Source organism: Stenotrophomonas mori, from assembly GCF_023556335.1.
Lineage (GTDB): Bacteria > Pseudomonadota > Gammaproteobacteria > Xanthomonadales > Xanthomonadaceae > Stenotrophomonas > Stenotrophomonas mori.
Map to the genome: position 1 here is coordinate 522909 of NZ_JAIKTS010000001.1, position 23858 is coordinate 546766.

Annotated in this window: 17 protein-coding genes, 2 pseudogenes and 1 riboswitch; of the genes and pseudogenes, 5 read left to right on the forward strand and 14 right to left on the reverse strand. The window is 70.6% G+C overall.

Going from position 1 to position 23858, the window contains the following annotated elements; genetic code table 11:
* The first annotated feature begins 82 nt into the window (after window positions 1-82).
* Window positions 83-835, forward strand: coding sequence for an AraC family transcriptional regulator (locus K5L01_RS02275; RefSeq protein WP_250061563.1), 753 nt, complete (start codon window positions 83-85; stop codon window positions 833-835).
* 125 nt (window positions 836-960) lie between these two features.
* The gene (locus tag K5L01_RS02280; protein WP_250061565.1) at window positions 961-3621 is read left to right on the forward strand and encodes a M1 family metallopeptidase; all 2661 of its coding nucleotides are present in this window, start codon (window positions 961-963) and stop codon (window positions 3619-3621) included.
* A 39-nt stretch (window positions 3622-3660) separates the two neighbouring features.
* Here the strand turns inward: K5L01_RS02280 and K5L01_RS02285 are convergent.
* The 3 genes and pseudogenes from K5L01_RS02285 to gcvP form a co-directional block, all read right to left on the reverse strand.
* Window positions 3661-4086: pseudogene (locus K5L01_RS02285) on the reverse strand (type II toxin-antitoxin system death-on-curing family toxin).
* Window positions 4087-4093: 7 nt separating this feature from the next.
* Entirely contained in the window at window positions 4094-4315 is a 222-nt protein-coding gene (locus K5L01_RS02290) for an AbrB/MazE/SpoVT family DNA-binding domain-containing protein (RefSeq protein WP_250061567.1), read from the reverse strand.
* A gap of 168 nt (window positions 4316-4483) precedes the next feature.
* A complete protein-coding gene (gene gcvP / locus K5L01_RS02295; RefSeq protein ID WP_250061569.1) occupies window positions 4484-7369 on the reverse strand; it encodes an aminomethyl-transferring glycine dehydrogenase in 2886 nt (961 codons plus the stop codon).
* Window positions 7370-7475: 106 nt separating this feature from the next.
* Window positions 7476-7582, reverse strand: a riboswitch (glycine riboswitch).
* Between the two features lie 334 nt (window positions 7583-7916).
* On the opposite strand from gcvP, the gene K5L01_RS02300 reads away from it, so the two are divergent.
* Both K5L01_RS02300 and K5L01_RS02305 read left to right on the forward strand, forming a co-directional pair.
* A complete protein-coding gene (locus tag K5L01_RS02300) occupies window positions 7917-9140 on the forward strand; it encodes a multidrug effflux MFS transporter (RefSeq protein ID WP_250061571.1) in 1224 nt (407 codons plus the stop codon).
* 79 nt (window positions 9141-9219) lie between these two features.
* On the forward strand, window positions 9220-9612 hold the full coding sequence (locus K5L01_RS02305; RefSeq protein WP_250061573.1) for a hypothetical protein: 393 nt from the start codon (window positions 9220-9222) through the stop codon (window positions 9610-9612).
* Window positions 9613-9678: 66 nt separating this feature from the next.
* On the opposite strand, the pseudogene K5L01_RS02310 reads toward K5L01_RS02305, so the two are convergent.
* From K5L01_RS02310 to K5L01_RS02340, 7 genes and pseudogenes are all read right to left on the reverse strand, one after another.
* A pseudogene (locus tag K5L01_RS02310) lies at window positions 9679-10280 on the reverse strand (HAD-IB family hydrolase).
* Between the two features lie 49 nt (window positions 10281-10329).
* The gene (metG, locus tag K5L01_RS02315; RefSeq protein ID WP_250061575.1) at window positions 10330-12408 is read right to left on the reverse strand and encodes a methionine--tRNA ligase; all 2079 of its coding nucleotides are present in this window, start codon (window positions 12406-12408) and stop codon (window positions 10330-10332) included.
* 173 nt (window positions 12409-12581) lie between these two features.
* Window positions 12582-13028, reverse strand: a complete 447-nt coding sequence (locus tag K5L01_RS02320; protein WP_250061577.1) for a DUF2147 domain-containing protein — start codon at window positions 13026-13028, stop codon at window positions 12582-12584.
* Window positions 13029-13262: 234 nt separating this feature from the next.
* Entirely contained in the window at window positions 13263-13655 is a 393-nt protein-coding gene (gene gloA2 / locus K5L01_RS02325; RefSeq protein ID WP_250061579.1) for an SMU1112c/YaeR family gloxylase I-like metalloprotein, read from the reverse strand.
* Window positions 13652-14692, reverse strand: a complete 1041-nt coding sequence (locus K5L01_RS02330) for a serine hydrolase domain-containing protein (protein WP_250063419.1) — start codon at window positions 14690-14692, stop codon at window positions 13652-13654. The genes gloA2 and K5L01_RS02330 overlap by 4 nt, the downstream gene beginning before the upstream one ends.
* Window positions 14693-14831: 139 nt before the next feature.
* Window positions 14832-16721, reverse strand: a complete 1890-nt coding sequence (locus tag K5L01_RS02335) for a DUF885 domain-containing protein (protein WP_250061581.1) — start codon at window positions 16719-16721, stop codon at window positions 14832-14834.
* Window positions 16722-16806: 85 nt separating this feature from the next.
* Window positions 16807-17484: a DUF502 domain-containing protein gene (locus K5L01_RS02340; RefSeq protein ID WP_250061583.1), complete on the reverse strand. Its 678-nt coding sequence runs from the start codon at window positions 17482-17484 to the stop codon at window positions 16807-16809.
* Between the two features lie 118 nt (window positions 17485-17602).
* On the opposite strand from K5L01_RS02340, the gene K5L01_RS02345 reads away from it, so the two are divergent.
* Window positions 17603-18964 carry a hypothetical protein gene (locus K5L01_RS02345; protein WP_250061585.1) on the forward strand — a complete coding sequence of 454 codons (1362 nt, stop codon included), beginning with the start codon at window positions 17603-17605 and terminating at the stop codon, window positions 18962-18964.
* Window positions 18965-18979: 15 nt separating this feature from the next.
* Here the strand turns inward: K5L01_RS02345 and K5L01_RS02350 are convergent, their stop codons facing one another.
* The 4 genes from K5L01_RS02350 to trxA form a co-directional block, all read right to left on the reverse strand.
* Window positions 18980-19432, reverse strand: coding sequence for a DUF4442 domain-containing protein (locus K5L01_RS02350; protein WP_250061587.1), 453 nt, complete (start codon window positions 19430-19432; stop codon window positions 18980-18982).
* Between the two features lie 66 nt (window positions 19433-19498).
* A complete protein-coding gene (locus tag K5L01_RS02355) occupies window positions 19499-21130 on the reverse strand; it encodes a CHASE2 domain-containing protein (protein ID WP_250061589.1) in 1632 nt (543 codons plus the stop codon).
* Window positions 21127-22773, reverse strand: coding sequence for a FecR domain-containing protein (locus K5L01_RS02360; protein WP_250061591.1), 1647 nt, complete (start codon window positions 22771-22773; stop codon window positions 21127-21129). The genes K5L01_RS02355 and K5L01_RS02360 overlap by 4 nt, the downstream gene beginning before the upstream one ends.
* 161 nt (window positions 22774-22934) lie before the next feature.
* The gene (gene trxA / locus K5L01_RS02365; protein WP_250061594.1) at window positions 22935-23798 is read right to left on the reverse strand and encodes a thioredoxin; all 864 of its coding nucleotides are present in this window, start codon (window positions 23796-23798) and stop codon (window positions 22935-22937) included.
* Window positions 23799-23858 lie beyond the last annotated feature (60 nt).

The following is a 23858-nucleotide window of genomic DNA, read 5'->3' on the forward strand; positions in this document are numbered from 1 at the left end:
ACGCGGCGGAAAAGGGCGCGGGGAAGGGGCAGGGGCAGGGGGTTGGCTAGAATGCGGGCACTGCCTGCTGCCGGACCTCAGCTTGATGCGTATCGACCCCGCCGAGATCGAAGCCCTGTTCGACGCCATTCCCAGCGTGCTGTTCTTCGCCAAGGACACCGAGGGCCGCTACACCCACGTCAACATGACGATGATGCAGCGGCTGGGGGTGAAGACGCGCGGGGAGGTGATCGGGCGGCGCGCGGACGAGCTGTACCCGGCCGGCATGAGCGGGGCCTACGTCGCCCAGGATGAGCGGGTGCTGGCCGGCGAGGTGGTGGAGAACGTGATGGAGCTGCAGCTGTTCGCCAACCGCCAGCCGGGCTGGTGCCTGACCTGCAAGCGGCCGATCGTGGAGGAGGGCCGGGTGGTGGGGCTGATCGGGATCTCGCGCGACCTGGGCCAGCGCGGTGGGCTGGAGTCGCAGTACGAGCCGCTGCGGCTGGCGCTGGACTACCTCAACACCCACTACGCCGAGAACGTGCGCATGCAGACCCTGCTGGACATCACCGGGTTTTCGCTGTCCAAGCTGGAGCGCAGTTTCCGCAAGGTGTTCCAGATGACGCCGCAGCAGGTGCTGACACGGCTGCGCATCCAGATCGCCATGCACCTGCTGCACGGCGAGGACAGCGTGGCCAGCATCGGCCAGGCCTGCGGTTTCACCGACCAGAGCGCATTCACGCGCAAGTTCAAGGCCGAGGTGGGCATGGCGCCGCGGCAGTACCGGGCAAGCATCGCCAGCGGCCGGCAGCACGAGGCCGGGGCGTCCGCGCCGGGGAACGCCCTCCGGCCCTGAGGCGGTCCCCTCGCCGGGAGCGTGGCCGGCGAGGGCGGGCATGACTTCCGGCGCTGTCGGTGCCGGCCGGTGGCGCGCAGGATGCGGCGTACGGTATTCCATACACGGAAGAAGGGAGAGCACGCATGCGACGTACCCTGGCTACAGCGATCACCCTGGCCCTGGCCAGCGTCCTTCCTGCCCATGCGCAGGCGTCGCCTCCGACGGGCATGGCGCCGTTGGCGGAATCGGTGACCACACAGTTGCCGCGCAGCGTGCGGCCCAGCCACTACCGCATCGAGGTCACGCCGCATCCGGCGAAGATGGCGTTCGACGGCCATGTCAGCATCGAACTGGAGGTGCTGGAGGCGACGGCGCAGGTCGTGCTGCAGGCGGCGGACCTGCGCTTTGCCAACAGCACCCTTGCGGCGGCCGGCGGCAAGCCGGTGCCGGCCAGGGTGAGCGTGGATGCCGGGAACCAGACCGCGAGCTTCCACGTCGATGCGCCCTTGGTGCCGGGGCGCTACACCCTGGCCACCGACTACAGTGGCGTGATCAACACCCAGGCCAACGGCCTGTTCGCGCTGGACTACCCCACCGGGGCCGGCAGCCGGCGGGCGCTGTTCACCCAGTTCGAGAACTCCGATGCGCGGCGCTTCGTGCCCTCGTGGGACGAGCCGGCCTACAAGGCCACCTTCGATCTGGCGATCACCGTGCCGGAGGCCGAGATGGCGGTCGGCAACATGCCGGTGGCCAGCAGCACGGCGCTGGGCAACGGGCTGAAGCGGGTGGTGTTCCAGACCACGCCGAAGATGTCCACCTACCTGTTGTTCGTGGCCGCCGGCGACTTCGAGCGGGCGGCACTGACGGACGCCAACGGCACCGAGATCGGCGTGATCACCCAGAAGGGCAAGGTCGAGCAGGCGCGCTACGCGCTGGAAGGCAGCCGCGATGTACTGCGCGAATACAACGACTATTTCGGCATGCCCTATCCACTGCCCAAGCTGGACAACGTGGCGGCGCCGGGCAGCAGCCAGTTCTTCAGCGCGATGGAGAACTGGGGAGCGATCTTCACCTTCGAACACACGCTGATGGTGGATCCGGCGGTGTCCGGGGTCTCCGACAAGCAGCGGGTGTTCTCGGTAGCCGCGCACGAGATCGCGCACCAGTGGTTCGGCAACCTGGTGACGATGGCGTGGTGGGACGACCTGTGGCTCAACGAGGGCTTCGCCAGCTGGATGGAGGACCGCACCACCCGCAAGCTGCACCCGGAATGGGACGTCAACGATGGCGGCGCGGCGATGACCAGCCGCGGGGCGATGGCACGCGATGCCTACGCCACCACCCACCCGATCGTGCAGCACGTGGCGACCGTGGAGCAGGCCAGCCAGGCGTTCGACGGCATCACCTACGGCAAGGGCGCGGCGGTGATCGCGATGTTCGAGGACTATGTAGGCGCCGATGCCTGGCGGGAGGGCGTGCGCAGCTACCTGCGTGCGCACGCGTACGACAACGCGGTCACCGACGACCTGTGGCGCGAGATGGACAGGACCGCGCCGGGCAAGCGGTTCGTGGAGGTGGCGCACGATTTCACCGTGCAGCCGGGCGTGCCGCTGATCCGCGCCGACAGCCAGTGCGTGGATGGCAGGACGCAGGTGACGCTGGCGCAGGGCGAGTACAGCATCGACCGCAAGGACAAGGCGCCGCTGCGCTGGCGGGTGCCGGTGACCGTGCGCGGTGCCGACGGCACCGTCGTGCGCACCCTGGTCGATGGCAGCGGTGCGCTGGAGCTGCCGGGCTGCGCCGGGCCGGTGCTGGTCAATGCCGGGCAGAAGGGCTACTACCGCACGCTGTACGCGCCGGCGCAGTTCAAGGCACTGGGCCAGGGCTTCGCGCGCCTGCCGGTGGTGGACCAACTGGGCGTGATGATGGACGCCAGCGCGCTGGCGGCGGTGGGCCTGCAGCCGGAATCGGATGTGCTCGACCTGGTGGCGCAGGTGCTGGCCGATGCGGCGCCGGACCTGTGGCAGATGGTGGCCGGCACCCTGGGCGGCCTGGATGCGCTGTTCAACGGGGATCCGTCGCGGCAGGCGGCGTTCCGTGCCTATGCGCGTGCGCGGCTGTCACCGGTACTGCAGTCGCTGGGGTGGGACGGGCGCGAGGACGATTCGGCGCAGACCCGGCAGCTGCGCAGCGGCTTGATCGGCGTGCTCAGCACGATGGGCGACGCGCAGGTGGTCGCCGAGGCCCGCCGCCGCTTCGATGCCTTCCTGGCCGACCCGGAATCGCTGTCGCCCGACCTGCGCCGCACGGTGCTGGGCGTGGTCGCGCGCACTGCCGACACGGCCACCTGGGACAGGCTGCACGCGCTGGCGAAGACGGAAACCTCGTCGATGGTGCGCGACCAGTACTACGGCCTGTTGGCGCTGGCCAAGGACACGGAACTGGCCCGGCGCGCACTGGACATGGCGTTGACCGACGAGCCGGGCGCGACCAGCAGCGCCGGCATGATCGCTTCGGTGGCGCGGGAGCATGCGGACATGGCGTTCGACTTCGCCGTGGCCCACCGCGGGCAGGTCGACAGGCTGGTCGACAGTACCTCGCGCGCCCGTTACTACCCGGGGCTGGCGAGGAACTCGGACAGCCCGCAGATGGTGGACAGGGTCCGTGCGTTCGCCGAGCAGCACATCGCCGCGACCTCGCGCCGCGATGCCGAAACCGTCATCGGCGGCATCCAGACCCGGCTGAAGCTGCGTGCCGAGCGCAAGCCGCAGATCGATGCCTGGCTGCAGAAGAACGGCTACTGAGGCCGTTGGCGGGCTGGGGCGCGGCGGTGGTACCGCGCCTCAGCCGGCGTAGCCCGCGCGCGGTTCCTGCACGCGGCCACCGGCCTCGATGCGGACGCGCGGGCGCAGCCAGGCGGCGAATTCGGCTTCGCTGGTGGAGCCTTCGGAAGCGCAGCAGGGCAATGTATTTCTCTTCGTCGCTCGCGATCAGCTGCCCGTCGTTGAGGGCGATGAGCACGCGGTAGCAGACATGCGCGGTGCGCTTGTTGCCGTCGACGAACGGGGGGGGTGGGCCAGGTCGAATGCCAAGCTGGCGGCAAGGTCGGCCAGGTCCGGTGGCGGGTCACCATAGGCATGCAGCTGCTGCGGGCGCGCGGGCGCGGAGTCGAGCAGGGTGTCGTCGCGCACGCCGCTGCCGCCACCATGTTCGGCAAGCTGGCGGTCATGGATGGCCAGTGCGAGGGGCTTGCTGATCCAACGGATCATGGCCGCTTCACTGTGCCAGCTTGTGCAGGACCTGCCGGTCCTCGCGCATGATCGCCTCGGCCACTTCCATCTGCGCGGCCAGTTCCGGGTCGAAGGCGGTCAGGCGGATGCCGTCGGGGGTTTCCAGTGCGTAGAGCTCGTCGCCTTTTTCCAGGCGCAGGCGCGCAAGCAGTTCCTTGGGCAGGATGATGCCGGACGAACTGCCGATGCTGGTGATCTTGAGCTTCATGGCGGGACCCCGCGATTTTTATAACGGAAGTTGCCACCCGGTGGGGGTGCGGGCAAGCGGGCGGCGGGGCCGCGGGCGCCCAGTGCCTGTTCCCCCTGGCAGTACGGATGCGGGCAAACAAACGGCCCGCTTGCGCGGGCCGTTTGCTTGCCGTCTGCCGTGGCCCGATCAGGCCTCGACGTCTTCCTTGTAGGCATCCACCGGGATGCAGGCGCACATGATGTTCTTGTCGCCGTATACGTTGTCCACGCGTGCCACCGGCGGCCAGTACTTGGACTGCTTCAGCGACGGCAGCGGGAACGCCGCCAGCTCGCGCGGGTAGGCGCGCGTCCATTCGCTGGCCGAGACCTGTGCGGCGGTGTGCGGGGCGTGCTTGAGCGGGTTGTCCTCGCGCTCCAGGCGGCCGTCCTCGATGGCCTGGATTTCCTCGCGGATCTGCACCATGGCATCGATGAAGCGGTCCAGCTCGGCCTGCGATTCGCTCTCGGTGGGCTCGACCATCAGCGTGCCGGCGACCGGGAAGCTCAGGGTCGGGGCGTGGAAGCCGAAGTCGATCAGGCGCTTGGCCACGTCCTCGGCGCCGATGCCGGAGGTCTTCTCCAGCGGCCGCAGGTCCAGGATGCACTCGTGCGCCACCAGGCCGTTGCGGCCGGTGTACAGGGTCTTGTAGTGCGGGGCCAGGCGGGTGGCGATGTAGTTGGCGTTGAGCAGCGCGACCTGGGTGGCCCGACGCAGGCCGGCCGCGCCCATCATGGCGATGTACATCCAGCTGATCGGCAGGATCGAGGCGCTGCCGAAGGTCGCGGCCGAGACCATCGGGCCTTCGCCGACGCCCTGCGTGCGCACGCCGTCCTCGACCAGCGCGCCCGGCAGGAACGGCGCCAGGTGCGACTTGACCGCGCACGGGCCCACGCCCGGGCCGCCGCCGCCGTGCGGGATGCAGAAGGTCTTGTGCAGGTTCAGGTGCGACACGTCCGAGCCCCACTTGCCGGGCTTGGCCACGCCGACCAGGGCGTTCATGTTGGCGCCGTCGGTGTACACCTGCCCGCCGTGCTTGTGGATGATCTGGCAGATCTCCACCACCTCCTCCTCGAACACGCCGTGCGTGGAGGGGTAGGTCATCATGATCGCGGCCAGGCGGTCGCTGTACTTCTCGGCGTTGAGGCGGATGTCCTCGACATCGACGTTGCCGTTGGCGTCGGTCTTGGTGACCACCACGGTCATGCCGCACATCTGCGCCGAGGCCGGGTTGGTGCCGTGCGCCGAATCGGGGATCAGGCAGATGTCGCGATGGCTCTGCCCGCGCGAAGCGTGGTAGCCGCGGATCGCCAGCAGGCCGGCGTACTCGCCCTGCGCGCCGGAGTTGGGCTGCAGGCTGACCGCGTCGTAGCCGGTGCATTCCACCAGCATCGCCTCCAGGCCGTCGATCAGTTCCTTGTAGCCCTGGGCCTGGTCGGCCGGGGCCAGCGGGTGGATGTTGGCGAACTCCGGCCAGGTCACCGGGATCATCTCGGCGGTGGCGTTGAGCTTCATGGTGCACGAGCCCAGCGGGATCATCGTGCGGTCCATCGCCAGGTCCTTGTCGGACAAGGTGCGCAGGTAGCGCAGCAGTTCGTGTTCGCTGTGGTGGGTGTTGAACACCGGGTGGGTGAGGAACGCGGACTGGCGCAGCAGCCCGGCCGGCAGCGCATCGGCGGTGCTGGCGTCCAGCGCGTCGATGTCGACGCGGGCGCCGAACACCGCGCCCAGCGCCACGATGTCCTCGCGGGTGGTGGTCTCGTCCAGGCTGATGCCCAGGGCGCGGCTGTCGATCAGGCGCAGGTTGATGCCGGCGGCCACGGCCTTGGCCTGCAGCGCGGGGGCATCGACATTGCGCAGGTGCAGGGTGTCGAAGAAGTGCTCGCCCACGTCCACGCCGGCGCCGCGCAGCGCCGCGGCCAGGATCGCGGCCAGGCGGTGGGTGCGGCGGGCGATGCGGGTCAGGCCCTCGGGGCCGTGGTACACCGCGTAGGTGGAGGCCATCACCGCCAGCAGCACCTGCGCGGTGCAGATGTTGGAGGTGGCCTTCTCGCGGCGGATGTGCTGCTCGCGGGTCTGCAGGGTCAGGCGGTAGGCGGGGTTGCCTTCGGTGTCGATGGAGACGCCGATCAGACGGCCGGGCATCGAGCGCTTGTAGGCGTCGCGGCAGGCCATGAACGCGGCGTGCGGGCCGCCGAAGCCGAACGGCACGCCGAAGCGCTGGGTATTGCCGACCACGATGTCCGCGCCCCATTCGCCCGGGGCGGTGATCAGGGTCAGCGCCAGCAGGTCGGTGGCCACCGCCACCAGGCCCTTGCGCGCATGCACGGCCTCGACCAGCGCCTTGTGGTCGCCGATGTGGCCGAAGCTGTCCGGGTACTGCAGCAGCACGCCGAAGGTGTCGGCCTCCAGGGCCTCGGCCGGGGTGCCCACCTGCAGGGTGATGCCCATCGGCTCGGCGCGCGTGCGCAGCAGCGCCAGGGTCTGCGGGTGCACCGCGTCGTGCACGAAGAACACGTCGGACTTGGCGCGGGACGAGCGCCTGGCCAGGGTCATCGCCTCTGCGGCGGCGGTGGCTTCGTCCAGCAGCGAGGCGTTGGCGATCTCCATGCCGGTCAGGTCGGCGACCATCTGCTGGAAGTTGATCAGCGCTTCCATGCGGCCCTGGGAAATCTCCGCCTGGTACGGGGTATAGGCGGTGTACCAGGCCGGGTTCTCCAGGATGTTGCGCAGGATCACGTTGGGCGTATGGGTGCCGTAATAGCCCTGGCCGATGAAGCTGCGCAGCACGGTGTTCTTGTCGGCGATCGTGCGGATCTTCGCCAGTGCCTGCACCTCGGTCAGCGACCCGGGCAGGGCCAGCGGGGCGGGCGACTTGATCGTGGCCGGGACGATGGCGTCGGTCAGCGCGTCGAGCGAGTCGTGGCCGACCACGCGCAGCATCTGCGCGATTTCGGCGTCGTTGGGGCCGATGTGGCGGTCGACGAAGGCGGAGGCGTGTTCGAGTTCGCGCAGTGAGGGCGTGTTCTGGGGCATGGCGGACGTCCGGAGGATGGCGTGCGGGGCTGGGCGGCGACACCTCCGGTTCCACCGGCGTCGGGCCGCGCAGGCGGTCCGACGGCCGGCAAGCCGGCGGCTCGCCTCGTGCCCCTCTGTCCTTTTGCCTGAGAGTTTGGAGGGCGACGCGGTGGTCGCAGGCCTCGTGCCCCTTCGGCGCCGGATCGAACCGGTCTCTCCAGAGTTGTGGTGCAGGTGGTATCGGGCCTGAGCGATTGCGGGCGTTTGCGCCTTCGGCAGCGGCGAACCGCTTCTCCCACCGTGTAGCGGGGCGATTATAGCCATTGCGCCGCGTGCCTTGGGGCCCGCGTCCGGAGTGGCCGGTGCGCGCGATGGTCGGGGGCCGGGGAGCCTTCCGGCGGCCCTCGCCGCTGCCGCGCCCGCTGCCGGCGTTCAGCAAGATGCCTACCGGCGCCGGCCCGGGCGCCTTATCATGGGCGTGCTTCCCGTCTCTTTCCGAGGCGCCGCCCGTACCGGGCCGGCGCCCGTCGTGCGTCCCCGCGCCGGGGCGCCGCCTGGATATTCCATGACCCCCGTTCCCGCCTCCAACCGCCGCCTGGCCCTGCTGCTCGCCGGACTGTCCATGTTCGGCCCGTTCTCCATCGACACCATCTTCCCGGCCTTCCCGCTGCTGGCACGGGAGCTGGCGGTGGACGAGGTGGCGGTGCAGCAGACCATCAGCGTCTACCTGCTGTTCTATGGCTTGATGAGCCTGGCGCACGGCCCGTTGTCCGATGCCTGGGGGCGCAAGCGGGTGATCCTGGGCGGGCTGCTGCTGTTCACCGCGGCCTCGGTGGGCTGCGCGTTGTCCACCCACCTGGGGTCGCTGTTGGCGTTCCGGGCGCTGCAGGGGGTGTCCGCCGGTGTCGGCATGATCGTCGGCCGCGCGGTGATCCGCGACCTGTACCACGGTGCCGACGCGCAGCGGCTGATGAGCCAGGTGTCGATGATCTTCGGCATCGCCCCGGCGATCGCGCCGATCATCGGGGGCTGGATCCTGCTGGGGGGCGGTGGCTGGCCGCTGATCTTCTGGTTCCTGGTGCTGTTCTCGCTGGCGCTGTTCACCGCCACCGCGCGCTGGCTGCCGGAAACCCACCCGCCGGCGGCGCGCACGCCGTTGTCGCTGCGCTCGCTGCTGCGTGATTACGTGCAGATCGGCTTCAATCCGCGTTTCCTGCGGCTGTCGCTGGCCGGCAGCGTCAACTTCGGCGGGGTGTTCCTCTACATCGCTTCGGCGCCGGTGTTCGTGATGCAGCATCTGCGCCTGGGCGAGGGCGGGTTCGCCTGGCTGTTCATCCCGACCATCGGCGGCATGACCACCGGCGCGTTCCTGTCCGGGCGCATGGCCGGGCGCACGCCGCCGGTGCGGCAGATCGGGATCGGCTTCACCTGCTGCGCGCTGTCGGTCCTCCTGAACGTCGGCTACGCGGCCTCGGTCGCGCAGCTGGAGCTGCCCTGGGCGGTACTGCCGATCTTCCTGGGGGGCATGGGGACCGCGCTGGTGTTCCCGGTGCTGGCACTGGCGGTGCTGGACATGTACCCGCAGCAGCGCGGCCTGGCGTCGTCGCTGCAGGCTTTCGCGCAGCTGATGGTGAGCACACTGGTGGCCGGCGTGGTCTCGCCGCTGCTCAGCGGCCGGCCGTTGCATCTGGCGCTGGGCATGGCAGGCTTCATGGCGCTGGGCTTCGCGCTCTGGTTCTGGCAGCACTGCCGCGAGCGCGCCGGCGCCGGCCCGCATCTGCGCGTCTGATGCCGGCCATCCTGCGCGCACCCCTGCGCGTCATTCCCCACGGTGGCCGCTGTGGCCGCCCTCCGAACAGGCTGCATGCATGTCGATCCACTCCAAGAGCCGCCGCGAGGCCAACAAGAAGCGCGCCGAGCGTGAGCGCAACCAGGCCGACGCCGCACCGCACGCGGTGGTGGAGCCGCATGCCGAGCTGCGCGACCAGCAGCGCACGTTGCTGGCCGGCATCGTCCGCCGTGACGGGCAATGGGTGCTGGGCATGGATGGCCGGATCGCCGGCGAGACCACCAGTGCCGCACGGGTGCTGGCGTTGATCATGCGTGCGGCCGAGCTGCACGAGCGCAACGGTACGCCGGTGCGGCTGATGTATTCGGATGCGTTGAAGGCGGCGGCGCATGCCGAGGCGGCGGCCGAAGGCAGCGACTTCGAGACCTGGACACGCGCGTTCGCCGCGGAGCTCGGCGCGGGCCGCGCCTGACGGGCACCCCGTCGCTCCCGCGTGCCGTCGCCCGAGGGCGTCGAAACGGGAAGCGCGGCAGGGTGCTCAGCGTGTGGCGATGCGGCAGGGCCGGCCGCGGTACCCGCGCTCGTGCGCCAGCGCCAGCATCGGCTTGTCCTCGCGGCTGTCGCCGTAGGCGTGGATGCGGTCGAACGCCTCCAGGTCGAACAGCCGCCGGATGTGCGCCACCTTGCGCGGGCCGCAGTCGCCGTCGGCGTAGCGGCCGGTCAGCGATCGTCCTGCACTTCCAGCCGGTTGCAGATTACCGGCAGGCCCAGCCCGTCGCACCCTGCTTGCAGGTACAGGTCGATGGAGGCCGAGACCACCGCCACGGTATGCCCCTGCGCCTTGTGCCACCGGATCTGCTCCAGCATCTCCGGGCGGATCATGCCGGGCAGGTGGTCGCGGGCATAGTCGGCGGCCATCCGCGCGATCTCGCCGGCGTGGCGGCCGGCGAACACCTGCGCAGTGACGCGGCGGCGGATGCGCTCGGCCGAGATCAGCTTCAGGCGATAGGCCAGCAGCCACGGCCCGACCCGCCACCACGCCTGCGCACGCTGCTCGGGCGCGGCCACGCGCCGCAGGAAGCGGCGGTAGGTATCGCAGACGGTGATGGTGGGATCAAAATCGAACAGGGCCAGCTGCATGGTCCGCTCCGGCCGGGAGGGGCGCGCCTGTTGGGCGCGCCCGCTGCCATCAACGTACCGGCATGCCCGGCTGGGCGCCGGCATCGGCATCCAGCAGCGCCAGCGCGCCGCCGTCGAAGCCGGCCGACAGGATCATGCCTTCGCTCAGGCCGAAGCGCATCTTGCGCGGGGCCAGGTTGGCGATGAAGACCACGCTGCGGCCGACCAGTTTTTCCGGCTCGCTGTAGCTGCCGCGGATGCCGGAGAAGATCTGCCGCTGGCCCAGGTCGCCAGCGTCGAGCAGGAAGCGCAGCAGCTTGTCCGAGCCTTCGACGAAGCCGCACTCGAGCACCTTGCCGATGCGCAGGTCGAGCTTGGCGAAATCATCGATGCCGATGTGCGCGCTGGCGGCGCCTTCGCCCTTGGCGTCGGGCTTCGTGGCGGCCGGGGCCGGCTTTCCGGCCTTGGCCGGCGCGCTGTCGGGAGCGGAGGCGGCGCCGAGGGTGTCCTTGGAGGCGTCGGTCATGGCGTCGATCATCTTGGGGTCGATACGGGTGAACAGCGCCACGTAGGCGGCGATGGTGTGGGCGGTCAACGGCCTGGCGATATCGCCCCAGCCGGTCATCGGTGCATTGAGGAAGCCCTCGGCCTGCTGCGCGGTGGCCGGCAGCACCGGCTTGAGCGCGGCCACCAGTACCCGGAACAGGTTCAGGCCCTGCGTGCAGACGGCCTGCAGTTCGGCGTCGGCGCCTTCACGCTTGGCGATGACCCAGGGCTTGGTGTCGTCGATGTACTTGTTGGCTTCGTCGGCCAGCGCCATGGTCTGGCGGATGGCGGCGGCCGGGTCGTTGCGCTCATAGGCCTCGCGCACCGGCGCCAGTGCGGCGACGAAGCGGTCGTACTGGGCCGGGTCGGGCAGCGCGTCGGCCAGCTTGCCGTCGAAGCGCTTGGCGATGAAACCGGCACAGCGGCTGGCCAGGTTGACGAATTTGCCGACCAGGTCGGCGTTCACGCGGGCGGCGAAGTCGGCCAGGTTCAGGTCCAGGTCGTCGACGCCGCCGGAGGACTTGGCGGCGAAGTAGTAGCGCAGGGCTTCCGGCGGCAGGCCGACATCCAGGTAGGTGCGGGCCATGACGAAGGTGCCGCGCGACTTGCTCATCTTGGCGCCGTCGACGGTCAGGTAGCCATTGACGTGCAGGCGCGTGGGCACCTTCAGCCCGGTGCCGCGCAGCACCGATGGCCAGAACAGGCCGTGGAAGTTGACGATGTCCTTGCCGATGAAATGGTGCAGCTCGGTGGCGCTGTCGGCGGCCAGCACGGCGTCGAAGTCGTCGCCGGTCTTCGCGCACAGGGTCCTGAAGCTGGACAGGTAGCCGATCGGCGCATCCAGCCACACGTAGAAGTACTTGCCTGGGGCGCCGGGGATCTCGAAGCCGAAATAGGGCGCATCGCGGGAAATGTCCCAGGCGCGCAGGCCGCCGTCGGCATCCAGCCATTCGGCCAGCTTGGCCTTCACGCCGGGCACGGCGACGTCGCCGGCCAGCCACTCGCGCAGGAAGTCCTGGAAACGGCCGACCTCGAAGAAGTAGTGCTCCGAATCGCGGATCTCGGGCGTGGCGCCGGACACCACTGACCTGGGTTCGATCAGGTCGGTGGGGCCGTAGGTGGCGCCGCAGACCTCGCAGTTGTCGCCGTACTGGTCCGGCGACGTGCACTTCGGACAGGTGCCCTTGATGTAGCGGTCCGGCAGGAACATGCCCTTGGCCGGGTCGTAGAACTGCGCCACCGAGCGGCGGCTGATGTGGCCGGCGGCGTCGAGCCGGGTGTACAGCGCCTCGGTCAGCTCGCGGTTGGCGGCCGAATTGGTCGAGTCGTAGTGGTCGAAATCCACGCCGAAGGCCGCGAAGTCGCGTTCATGCCCGGCCTGGATGTTGGCGATGAAGACTTCCGGGCTCACGCCGGCCTTTTCCGCGGCCAGCATGATCGGCGTGCCATGGGTGTCGTCGGCGCAGACGTACCAGACCTTCTCGCCCATCAGCCGGCGTGCGCGCACCCAGATGTCGGCCTGGACATAGCCGACCAGGTGGCCCAGGTGCAGCGGACCATTGGCATAGGGAAGGGCGTTGGTGACGAGCGTGCTACGGGTCATGGCCATCGGCGATAACGGGGGGACCGCCGATTATGGCATGCCGTCCGGCGGGCACCGGGAAAGCGGGGCCGGGGCGGCCTCCGCGGTGCCGGCGGTGGCCGGTGATGCCGTCCCGGCCGTTGCGGCCGGGACGGGCAGGTGCGGCCGTGGAACGGCAGCGGTACGCGCCGGGGTTACAGGCGCTCCCACACCTGCGACTTGCAGATGAAGGCGATGCAGCCGGACACCTGGAGTTTCGCGCCGCCCTCGATCAGCTCCATCTTGGACTTGTACACCTTGCCTTCGTCGGGCTTGAGGATGGTGCCGCCGTTCCACTTGTTGGCGCCGTCGGCACGCATGCCGCGGATGATCTCCATGCCGGTGATCGGCTGGTCCTTGCGGTCGTCGCTGCACTTGTCGCAGGTCGGGTCGGGGCGGCTGGGATTGATCAGTTCGACGATGCGCCCGTGCAGGGTGCCGTTGCCGGAGCGGCTGATCTCGACGATGGACTTGGCGCGCTGGGTGTCCGGGTCGATCTGGCGCCAGCGGCCTTCGGCGCTGGCAGTGTCGGCCTGCGCCGCGGAAACGCCGGCCAGGGCCAACGGCAGGGCCAGCAGCAGGGTCGTGAAGGTCTTGCGCATGTCTCGTCTCCCAAGGATGGGTGTCAGGGTCCGGACGTCCGGGTACGGTCGAATGTATACCCATTCGCCGTGGTACGGAAAGCGTCCCGGAACCGTGCCCGGGAGCGACGGTGGTCCGCGGCCGATGGCCGGCGGGGGAGGTCCGCCGGGGCAGGCTGCAGCGGTGCGCGTGCGGCGGGACGGGACAAGCCGATGGTGGAGCGGCTGCCGGGCGCGCTCAGGCGGTGGCGGGCGTCAGGCGCTTTCGTACAGCTCCAGCGGCAACCCGTCGGGATCGGCGAAGAAGCTGAAGCGGCGGCCGGTGGCGGCGTCCACGCGGACCGGTTCGCAGGCCACGCCCTCGGCCTGGAGATGGGCCAGGACGGCATCCAGCGCGGTGACGCGGAATGCCAGGTGGCGCAGGCCGCAGGCCTCCGGACGGCTGGGCCGGGGCGGCGGGGCGGGAAAGGAGAACAGTTCCAGCTGGCTGCCGTCGGGCAGCCGCAGGTCCAGCTTCCAGGAGCCGCGCTCGGCGCGGAACTGCTCACCGATCACCTCCAGCCCGAGGATCCGCGTGTAGAAGTCGCGCGAGCGGGCGTAGTCCGAGGCGATCAGCGCGACATGGTGGAGGCCCTGGAGCAGGGTCACGGTCCGGCGTCGCGCCAGCGCCGGGCGATCTCCAGCGCCAGCGGATAGGGTTCGGGGTCGTTGCGGTTGCTGAGCACGATCACGGTCAGCTTCTGCTGCGGGTAGCGCAGCAGCACGTTGCGGAAGCCGATGCTCTCGCCGCTGTGCCACAGCGCATCGCCGTTGATGCGCCAGCCGAAGCCGTAGTGCGGCACGTCCGGCTCGGGCGTGGCGGTGGCCGGGCTGAAGGCCTGGCGCAGCGAGTCGGCGCTGAGCAGGCGCTCGTCGTACAGCGCGGCATCCCACTTGGCCAGGTCGTCGATGGACGAATAGATGCCGCCGTCGCCGAGTACGGCGCTGGTGGGGCTCTGGTCGGTGCGCTGCCAGCGGCCGTTGATCTCGCTGTAGCCATAGGCGCGCGCGGGCACGTCGTCCACACCGTCCTGGTGGGCGACGGTGGCATCCATGCCCAGCGGCAGGAAGATGCGCTGGCGCAGGAAACGGGCGAAGTCGCTGCCCGAGGCCTTGCCGACGATCAGCGCCAGCAGTGCATAGCCGCCATTGCTGTAGCGGTAGTCGCTGCCGGGCGGGAAGTAGCTGCGGTCCTGCTTCTCCAGCAGGTGCAGCACGTCGAGATCGTGGACCTGGCGGGTATCGGCCGGGTCCATCAGGTCCTCGTAGTCGATCAGGCCGCTGGTGTGGGCCAGCAGCTGGCGGATGGTCATGCCGTCGGCCACCGCGGGCAGGCTGGGCAGCCAGGTCTTCAGCGGGTCGTCGATGGACAGCCTGCCGTCCTCGGCCAGCAGCAAGATGGCGGCGGCGGTGAACTGCTTGCTCACCGAGGCCAGGCGGAAATTGCTGGCCGGGGTCACCGCGCTGCCGTCCTCGAGTACCGCCTGCCCGTAGCCGCGGCGGAACACCGGCTGGCCGTCCTTGAGTACCAGGACCGCGGCGCCCGGTACCGGGCCGTCGTAGCGCTGCATCAGGTCGTCGATGCCGGGCGCAGCGCCGGCGGTGCCCGCGAAGGCGATCGCGCAGAGAGGGGCGAGTCGGGACATCCAGCGGAACATGCAGGCTCCTTCGTGGGGTCTGGAAGACGGGCGCACCGCGGGCGCGCGGGCCGGGCGGCCCCCGGCAGGCGCAGCGTAGGGGGATTGTGCGGGCTTTGCGAGCCCCGCCGGTACCCGGACGGACGCCTCAGGGGGTGCCGGCGGCGATCCAGCGATCGATCTTGGCTTCCAGGATGTCCAGCGGCATCGAGCCGTCCTTCAGCACTTCGCGATGGAACGCGCGCAGATCGAAACGCGGGCCCAGCGCTTCCTGGGCTTTCTGTCGCAGGCGCAGGATCGTGGCCTCGCCGACGCGGTAGGCCAGGGTCTGGCCGGGCAGCGCCATGAAGCGCTCGACGTCGGCCGCGGCATCGTCGGAAGCGATGTCGGCGTTCTCGACCATGTAGTCGATCGCCTGCTGCCGGGTCCAGCCGGCGGCATGCAGGCCGGTGTCGGCGACCACGCGCACGGTGCGCAGCAGGGTGATCTGCAGATAGCCCAGGTGGTCGTAGGGGTCGCGGTACAGCCCCATGTCCTGGCCCAGCGATTCGGCGTACAGGCCCCAGCCTTCGACGAAGGCGACGTCGCCGCCGAGCCGGCGGAAGCGCGGCAGGGTGGACAGCTCCTGCTGCAGCCCCAGCTGCAGGTGGTGCCCGGGGAGGCCTTCATGCAGGTACTGCAGCGGGACCGCCCAGCGCTTGCGCGTGGCCAGGTCGCGGCTGTTGACCAGCAGCAGGCCGGGCTGCGAACCGTCGTTGGCGGCCGCCGGCTGGTAGCTGGCGGCGCTGGCGGTGAGCGCGTGTTCGGCCGGCACCGGCTGGATCTCCAGGGGAGCGGTCGGGCGCACGTCGAACAGGGCGGGCAGTGCGGCATCGACCTGCTGGGCGACCTCGCGGTAGCGGGCCAGCAGCGCCGCCTCGTCCTTGAAGGTGAACTGGCGGTCGTTGCGCATGGACGCGTAGGTCTTGCGCAGCGTGCCGCGGATCTTCGCGTCCTTCATCGTCGCGGCGATCCGCTCCTGCAGGTCCTTGACCTCCTGCGCGCCGAGCGCGTGGATCTGCGCCGGCGCCAGCGCGGGGCTGGTCTGGCTGGCCACGGAGTGCGCATACCAGGCCTGGCCGTCGGGCAGGGCGCCAAGGCCGTCGCTGGCGCGCGCCGCCGGCAGGTACTGGGTGGCGATGAAACCGCGCAGTGCCCGGTAGGACGGCAGCAGGCGGTATTCGATCATGCGCTTGTACTCGGCGCTCAGGCGTTCCCGGTCCTCGGCGGGGATGTCCTCGGGCATGTTGCGGATCGGCGCCCAGAAGATGCTTTCCTCGGCGCTGGGCTTGATCACCGCATCCAGCTGCGGCAGCACCTTCTCCATCAGCGCGCGCGGCTGCACCACGCCGGCGGCCATGCCCTCGCGCATGTTGTCGATGGCCTGGGTGAACAGCGTCGGCACGCCCAGCGAGCGGCGCGACCAGTTCTCGTAGTCCTTGATCGTGCGGAACGGCTGCGCGCCGGTGCCCGAGCCGAGCACGGCGATCAGGCTGGCGAGGTTGTTGTGCGGGTTGATGGGAAGCATCCATGACGGATGTTCGGCGGCGGCCAGCGAGACATGGGCGTCGCGCACGAAGATCTCGTAGCTGAGCAGGTCCTGGCCCTGCAGCCCTTCCGACCCGATCGCCTCGACCTTGCCGAGCCATTCGACCATGAAGTCGCGGGCCTGCTGGCGCGAGGCGGGCGACAGGAAGTTGGGCAGCTGGTCGTTGAAGCGGGGGTCGCCCTGGAAGGTGGCCTGCAGCGGGTTCAAGCGCATTGCCGCATCCCAGTATTCGTCGTAGAGCCGGTTCAGGCGTGCGGCCTTGTCCTCGGTCACCGCGCGCGGGGCCGGGGCCGGGCGTGCGGCGGTGCGTGCCGGTGCGCGCGCCTTGGGCTTGCTGCTGCTCGCCGGGCGCTGGTTCGCCCTGGTCGCGGCGTCGGCGGGCGGGGCCGGGGCGGCGGCCAGCAGGGTGGCGACGGCAAGGGCGAGCAGGCGAAGCGGGCTGGAGGACATCAGGAGTTCCGGAAACACACAGGTGCGGGAGCTTGCCTCAGCATGGAGACGGAGTGAAGCGCGCCGTGCCGATGCGCGGTCCGGCTCATCGGTCGCCGGCGCGGGTGAACGGCACCGTTTCCGGCGCCACCGCACCGCCGGAGATGATGAAGCTCATGGCCTGGTCCACGCTCCAGTCGGTGGGTGTCAGCAGCTCCACCGGCACGATCTCCAGGTAGCCGGAGGTCGGGTTGGGCGTGGTCGGCACGTACACCGCGGCCAGTTCGCGGCCGGTGCCGTGCTCGCGGATGACGCGCGTCACCAGGCCCACCGACTTCATGTCACGGTGGGGGAAGTCGATCAGCACCACGCGCTGGGTGCTGCCGGGCTGGGTCTGCAGGATGTCCAGCAGCTTCCGGGCGCTGTCGTAGATGATGCTGGCCAGCGGGATGCGCTTGATCACCGCGCCGAACCAGCGCAGCAGGCGCTGGCCGATCACCCGCCGGCTGAGCATGCCGACCAGCAGGATCACCAGGACGGTGGCGAGCAGGGCGAAGATGTCCTGCATCCATTCCACCCGCACCCAGCCCAGGTAATGGGGGAAGGACGCGGCGATGCGCTCGGACAACGGCACCACCAGCGGGCTGCTGATGCCGGACAGCAGCACGAACACGAACTTGACCACCACCCAGGTCAGCCAGATCGGCAGCAGGGTCAGCAATCCGGTCAGGAACAGGCGCTGCAGGGAGGGGCGGGGGGGCGAGGGGGATGCATCGGCGGACATCCGGGGATTGTAGCGTCGCCGTCCTGGGCGCGGCGGTGCGCACGCGGGCCGGTGTACCGGCGTTTATGCGATGCTTCGTGACGGTCGGTGCCGGGATGCCGGCGATGGAGCGGGTGCGATGGAATGGACGACGGGCAGGGCCGTGCGCCGGGGCGGCGCCGCCCTTGCAGCGGTGGTGCTGGTGGCACTGGTGGTGGCGGGCGTGTCCTGGTGCTGGCCGCCGTCGCCGGCCCAGGAACAGGCCCGGGCGATCCTGGAGGCACGGCCGCAATGGCCGGGCAGCAATGCCTATGCGGACCTGGCCTTGCTGGGAGTCCCGGGGCTGACGCCCGGGCAGCGGCAAGCGCGCGCGGAGGCGCATGCCCGCCAGTTCGAACGGTGGTACGCGGACGTGTACGTTCCCGCCTTCCTCCAGGACCGGGTGCCGACGGCTCCGCCGGCGCTGGTGGAAGCGGACGCGCGCGCCGCGTTCCCGGACAGCGGCCTGTGCGGATTCGGGGCCGCGGCCGGCTGCGTGGCGGCGGTGCGCCGCGATCCGCAGGCCACGGCGGCGGCGCTGGCGCCGCATGCGGTCCTGCTGGAACAGATGGATGCGCTGGCGGCGCATGGCCACTTCCATTCGCCGTTGACACAGACCGAGGCCACGCCCTGGCCGCAGTGGCAATGGCTGCAGGTGCCGTTGAGCGCGCATGCGCTGGCCCATGTCCAGGGGGACAGCGCCCGCGCGCTGGCCGGCCTGTGCCGCGATGCCGGCATCGGGCGGATGCTGATGACGCAGGGCGACGGGCTGGTGGGGGTGATGGCCGGAGGGCGCCTGCTCCAGGCCAACGCCGGGCTGTTCGCCGAGGTGCTGGCCGAGCTGCCGGTGGATGCGCCGTTGCCGCCCGGCTGCACGACGGCCTTCGCATTGCTGTCGGCGGACGAGGTGGGCCTCTGCCAGGGCATGCGCGGGGAGTTCGCGATGCAGCGTCGGCTGGCCACCTTGACGCACCGGAAGATCGTGCAGGGGCGGTGGTACGGGAGGTTCTTCTACAGTGCGCGCAAGACCCTCGCCGGGCAGGCCGAGCGGCTCGGGCAGGTGTGCCTGCCGGAGGTGCGCACCGCCCTCGCCGAGGACCGCAGGGTGCCGGACATGCCGTTGCCGGCACCGTCATGGTGGCAACCGCAGTGCCTGACCAACGCCCTCGGCTGCACCCTCAACGGCATCGCCGCGCCGGCCTACCTCGGCTTCGCGCGCCGGCAGCAGGACGTCGGTGCGCAGGTGCGCCTGCTGCAGGCCCTGCTGTGGCTGCGCGGGCAGGCGGCGCAGGACGCTTCCGTGCCGGTGGCGCAGTGGCTGGAGCGGTTGCCGGCCGAGCTGCGCGGCCGGCAGCGGCCACTGGTGGTCAGCGCCGACGGCGGAGCGCTGGAGGTGGCGGCCCATGGCACGCCGGCGGTGGTGCTGCAGATGCCGCTGCCACAGGCGATGCGCGGCCGGTAGCGGTGCGCGGGCGGCTCAACGTGCGTGCGGCTTGAGCCGCACGTAGACCTGCTTGCGCACGCGTGCGACCCGCTCCCCCCGGGCATCGAGGATGTCGTTGGTGAACCAGCGCAGGTGCTTCTCGCCTCCGGCGGTGGCCGCGCGGATGTCGTCGAGCAGCGGGGCGTCGAGCTGGAACTCGGTGGCCACCACGCCCTTGCCGGGCGTGATGAACTCGATTTCCCCGGCCTTGTCCCAGACGAAATAGTCGCGCCCGAGGTTGCGCAGCAGGCACAGCATCCAGAACGGATCGGTCATCGCGAACAGGCTGCCACCGAAATGAGTGCGCACGTAGTTGACGTTCCACGGGCGCTGGCGCAGCTCCACGCGCACATGACGGTAATCCTCCCGCAGGTGGGTGACATGGATGCCGGTGAACAGGAACGGCGGCCACAGGTTGATGCCGTGGCGGAACGTACGGGCTTTCATGGGCGCGCGGCGGGTCGGGACGGGGGACCCGGAGTCTAGCATTCGCCGACGTATGGTTCTTTGCGGTCAGGCGTCGGCGGCGACCCGGTAGCCATCGCGGCCGGCGGCCTTGGCCTGCAGCAGCGCGGCGTCGGCGGCGCGGAACAGGTCGGCCGGGGTGCCCGTGCTCTCCGGGGTCAATGTGGCCAGGCCGACGGTGATGCTGATCCGCGCCTGCTGGCCCTTGCCGACCGCCACGCCGGACTGGCGGACGCGGACGACCAGGGCTTCGATCAGCTGGCGTGCGCCCTCGCTGCTGGCGCCCGGCAGGACCAGCGCGAATTCATCGCCGCCGAAGCGTGCCGCCAGGTCGCGTGGACGCCGGGCCAGCTCGGCCACCATGCATGCGGCGTGTTGCAGCACGATGTCGCCGACATGGTGGCCGAAGGTGTCGTTGTAGTGCTTGAAATTGTCCAGGTCGATCAGCGCCAGGCTCAGCGGCCGGCCACTGCGCCGGGCCGCGTAGTACTCCAGCCGGAATGCCTCCTCGAAGCGCATGCGGTTGGCCAGCCCGGTGAGCGGGTCGCGGTTGGCCTGGCGGCGCCAGTAGCGCATCTGCCGCAGGCCGCAGACCAGCACCACGACGAGGATGCCGGCCAGCGCGGCGACCGGCGCGAACCACAGGTCGAAACCGCGCAGCAGTACCAGGCTCGCGAGCAGCGGCAGCGGCAGCGCGACGGCCGCCGACACCCAGGGGGGCGATACGGACAGGGTCATGCCCAGCGCGCACAGGGCGACCAGCAGGGCCACCGCGGTGGACTGCAACAGCCGCGGCAGCGGCAGGATGGCGTGCCCGCCCAGCAGCATGGAGGCGACGTTGGCCTGGTATTCGCTGCCGCTCATCCAGCTGTCGCGCGAGGTCGGGGTCAGCAGCCGCGGAGCGATGCCGCTGGCGGTCATGCCGACGATCGCCAACCGGCCCCGCAGCAGCGCGGGCGGCACCCGCCCTTCGATCACGTCGATGTAGGACACCTGGGGGAAGCTGCCGGGGCGGCCGGCATAGCGCAGCCGCACATAGTTGTCGCGCTGCCATTGGTAGGGCGAGGCATGCCCGGCGGCGCCATCGCCCAGGCCGGGCACGGCGCCGCGCTCGCCGCTCAGGGCCAGGCCCAGGGCCGGCCAATAGGGCGTGCCCATGCCGGCCTTGAGGTACAGCCCGCGGGCGACGCCATCGGCATCGACCTCGATGTCGGTATGCGCCAGTGCCGCGGCGGCATCGGCGAGCAGCGGGATCGGCAGCAGTTCCTCGGGCACTTCGTCGTTGCCGGTGGACGCGGCCAGCACCGGCAGCACCACGTTGCCGCTGCGCGTGATCGCCGCCGCCAGCAGCTGGTCCTGGGTGGCGTCCTTGCGGTCCGGCTCGGGCAGCATCAGGTCCAGGGCGACCCGGTCGACGCCGGCCTCGCGCAGGCGCTCGAGCAGCTGCGCATGGGTGCTGCGCGGCCAGGGCCATTGGCCCAGCTGCTGCAGGCTGCGCTCGTCGATGGCGACGATGATCAGCCGCGGGTCCAGCGGATAGTCCCAGTTGCCGACCAGACGGTCGTAGACCGCTTCGTCCGCCTGCCAGAACATGCGCGCCTGGCTGCCCAGCCCGGCCAGCAGGCCGATGCCGAGGGCCAGCAGCAGCCGTTGCCCCCAGGACAGGCGCAGCGCATTCATAGCGCCAGCAGCAGCAGGGTGGCGGCTCCGGCCGCGCGGCAGGGTTTGCAGGGGAGACGGACGCTCTGCGCCGGCGAGAACGGGCCGGCGTAGCCATCATCGTCGATGTACTGCACGCGCACGTGCAGGTCGCCGCCCCGCCAGGGGGCCTTCATCGCGACCTCCGGTGCCGTGGTCTCGCGGTCGAGCAGCGGCGTGCGGAAATCGCCGCGGCGGTCCACCTGGACGCGGTAGCGCTGGCCATCGTCGCCAGGCTGCCAGCGCAGGGTCAGCAGGCCCTTGCCGGGCCGCTCCGGCTGCAGGCCCGGGTCGATGGGCGCGTCGCTGACCTGCAGCGCCAGTGGCGCGCCGAAGCGCCCGGGCTGGGCCTGCGGGTCGAGCGAGGCCACGCGCCAGTAGTAGGCGCCCGGGGGCAGCGGCTCAGGTGGACGCAGGCGCGTGGCACGGGTCCGGCGCTCGACCAGCGGGGTCCGGAAGGTGGGGTCGCCGGCGATCTGCAGGACGCTGCCGCCGGCACCGGCCACCTGGGCCCATTCGAAGCGGGGCTGGGCCTGGTTCACGCTCTGCCCGTGCGCGGGGGACAGGGTGAGCGGCGGCGGTGGACCGTCGGGCACGGTGAAGTCGCGCGCGCTGTCGTGTCCTTCCACGCCGTCCTCGTCGATCGCCCGGACCAGCAGCCGCAGCTGCCCGGGCGGGAGGTCGTCGACCTGGAGCCGGAGGCTGTCGACCTCGTGGGCGGACAGCAGGACCTCGGGGCTGTCGGCGCGGACCACCTCCACGCGGTAGCGCCGGGCACCGGGCACCGGCTGCCAGGCGGCCAGCAAGGGCAGGGGCTGCAGCCGCAGGACCGCTTCGTCGATCGCCGGTGCCGGCAGCAGCGGCCGGAGCGGGGCGGGTGCTTGGTCGGGCGAGTGGCTGATGCTGGCCAGCCCGGGTGCGACCATCTGCTGCCCATGGCGGTTGCCGACCTGAACCCGGCCCTCGATCACCTCGGTACTGGCCGGCTGGCCGTCGTCGCCGGCGCTGGCCCGGAACACGGTGCCGCGCACGCTGCTGGTGGTGCTGGGAACGGTGATGGTATAGCGGGAGGCCGGGCCCCGCGCCGGCGTCACCCGGTTGCTGCTGCGCCCGCGCTGCAGCCGCAGGCGGGTGTCGACCATGCCGGTGGCGCCATAGCTGCTGAGCTGGTCCAGGTGCAGTTCCGCGTTTTCCCGCAGCAGCAGCTGCGAGTCGTCGGCGAACACCAGGGTGACGCTGGCGTCGGCGCCGGTGAGGATGCGGCTGCCGATGGGAAGGAGCATGTGCGCCTGGGCCGCCGCCGAGGTGTCGCCGGCACCGCTCACCTGGACCTGGCCGCGTACCGCCAGCACGCGTGCCGGGGCCGGTTCCACCCGCAGCCAGGCGATGGGAAAGCGCAGGGTCCTGCCCGGGGTGAGGTGGTAGGGGTTGTTGACGGCGTTGTGCGCCTGCAGCCGTTCCCAGGGCACGGTGGGCTTGAGGTAGCGCGTGGACAGGTCCCACAGGGTGTCGCCGGGACGGACGTGGTACGCCCAGTCCTGGGCGACGGCGCTGGCCGCCGGCCAGGGGAGCAGCAGGGCGAGCACCAGCAGCAGGGTCGGCAAACGCGGGAATGGCAGGGTCACAGGCTTCTCGGTCCTTCGGGCATGGGACCCCGATGCCCGGCCACATGGCCGACATCCCCCCCCGGATGGCACGACAGACGGCTGCCGCGCACGCGTCTTTATGACGGGCGGCACATTATCAGGCCGTGCACGCGCCGCCAACCTGAACGATTTGTGAATTTTTAGAACAGCAGCGAGGACATCCGGCGGCGGTAGCGGCCCACGAGATCCTCGTCCTCCACCACCCGGAAGGCCTCGATGAGGGCCTTGCGCGGCAGTCCTTCGGCATAGCCGCGGTCGAGCCTGAGCATTTCCAGGAACTGTTCCAGGGCGGCTTCTTCCCGGCCGTCGAGCAGGTGCCGGGCCCCCAGCAGATGACGCGCCTGCAGGTCGCCGGCGTCGGCGTGCACGCGTGCCTCGAGCGCCTCCAGCGCGGGGGCCTCGTGGACGGCGGCATGGAAGGCCTGCCAGGCATGGGCGCGCAGCGCGCGGTCGTCGGTCGCCAGGTTCGCCGGCAGACCGTCCAGCAGGGTGCCGGCTTCCTCGACGGCCCCGGTCCTGAGCAGGGCCAGCGCCAGGTCCAGCCGCAGTTCGTCCTTGTCGGGGTCGGCGGCGATGGCCTCGCGCAGTTCGGCGATCCGGGCCTGGATGTCCACGGGGGCGGCCTCGGTGTCGGCCTCCACTTCCACCGGTGCTTCGGCCGGGGTGATGCCGTGCTGGCTCAGGAATTCGCGCAGCTGGCCTTCCGGCATCGCGCCGGGGAAGCCGTCGACGATCTGCCCGTCCTTGACCAGGAACACCGTCGGCACCGAGCGGATCTGGAAGGCCGCGGCCACCTGCTGTTCCTTGTCGACATCGACCTTGGCCAGCTCGAAGGCGCCGTGGTATTCACCGGCCAGCTTTTCCAGCAGCGGCATGAGGGTCTTGCAGGGGCCGCACCAGGTTGCCCAGAAGTCCACCAGCACCGGGGTCTGCAGCGATTTCTGCAGGACCTCGGCCTCGAAGGTCTCGGTGGTGGCATCGAATACGTGGGGCAGGTCGCTCATGGCTGTTCTTTTCCGGGGCGGGCCTGCCTTTATGGCGGCGCTGCCGGCGATTCTCAACCA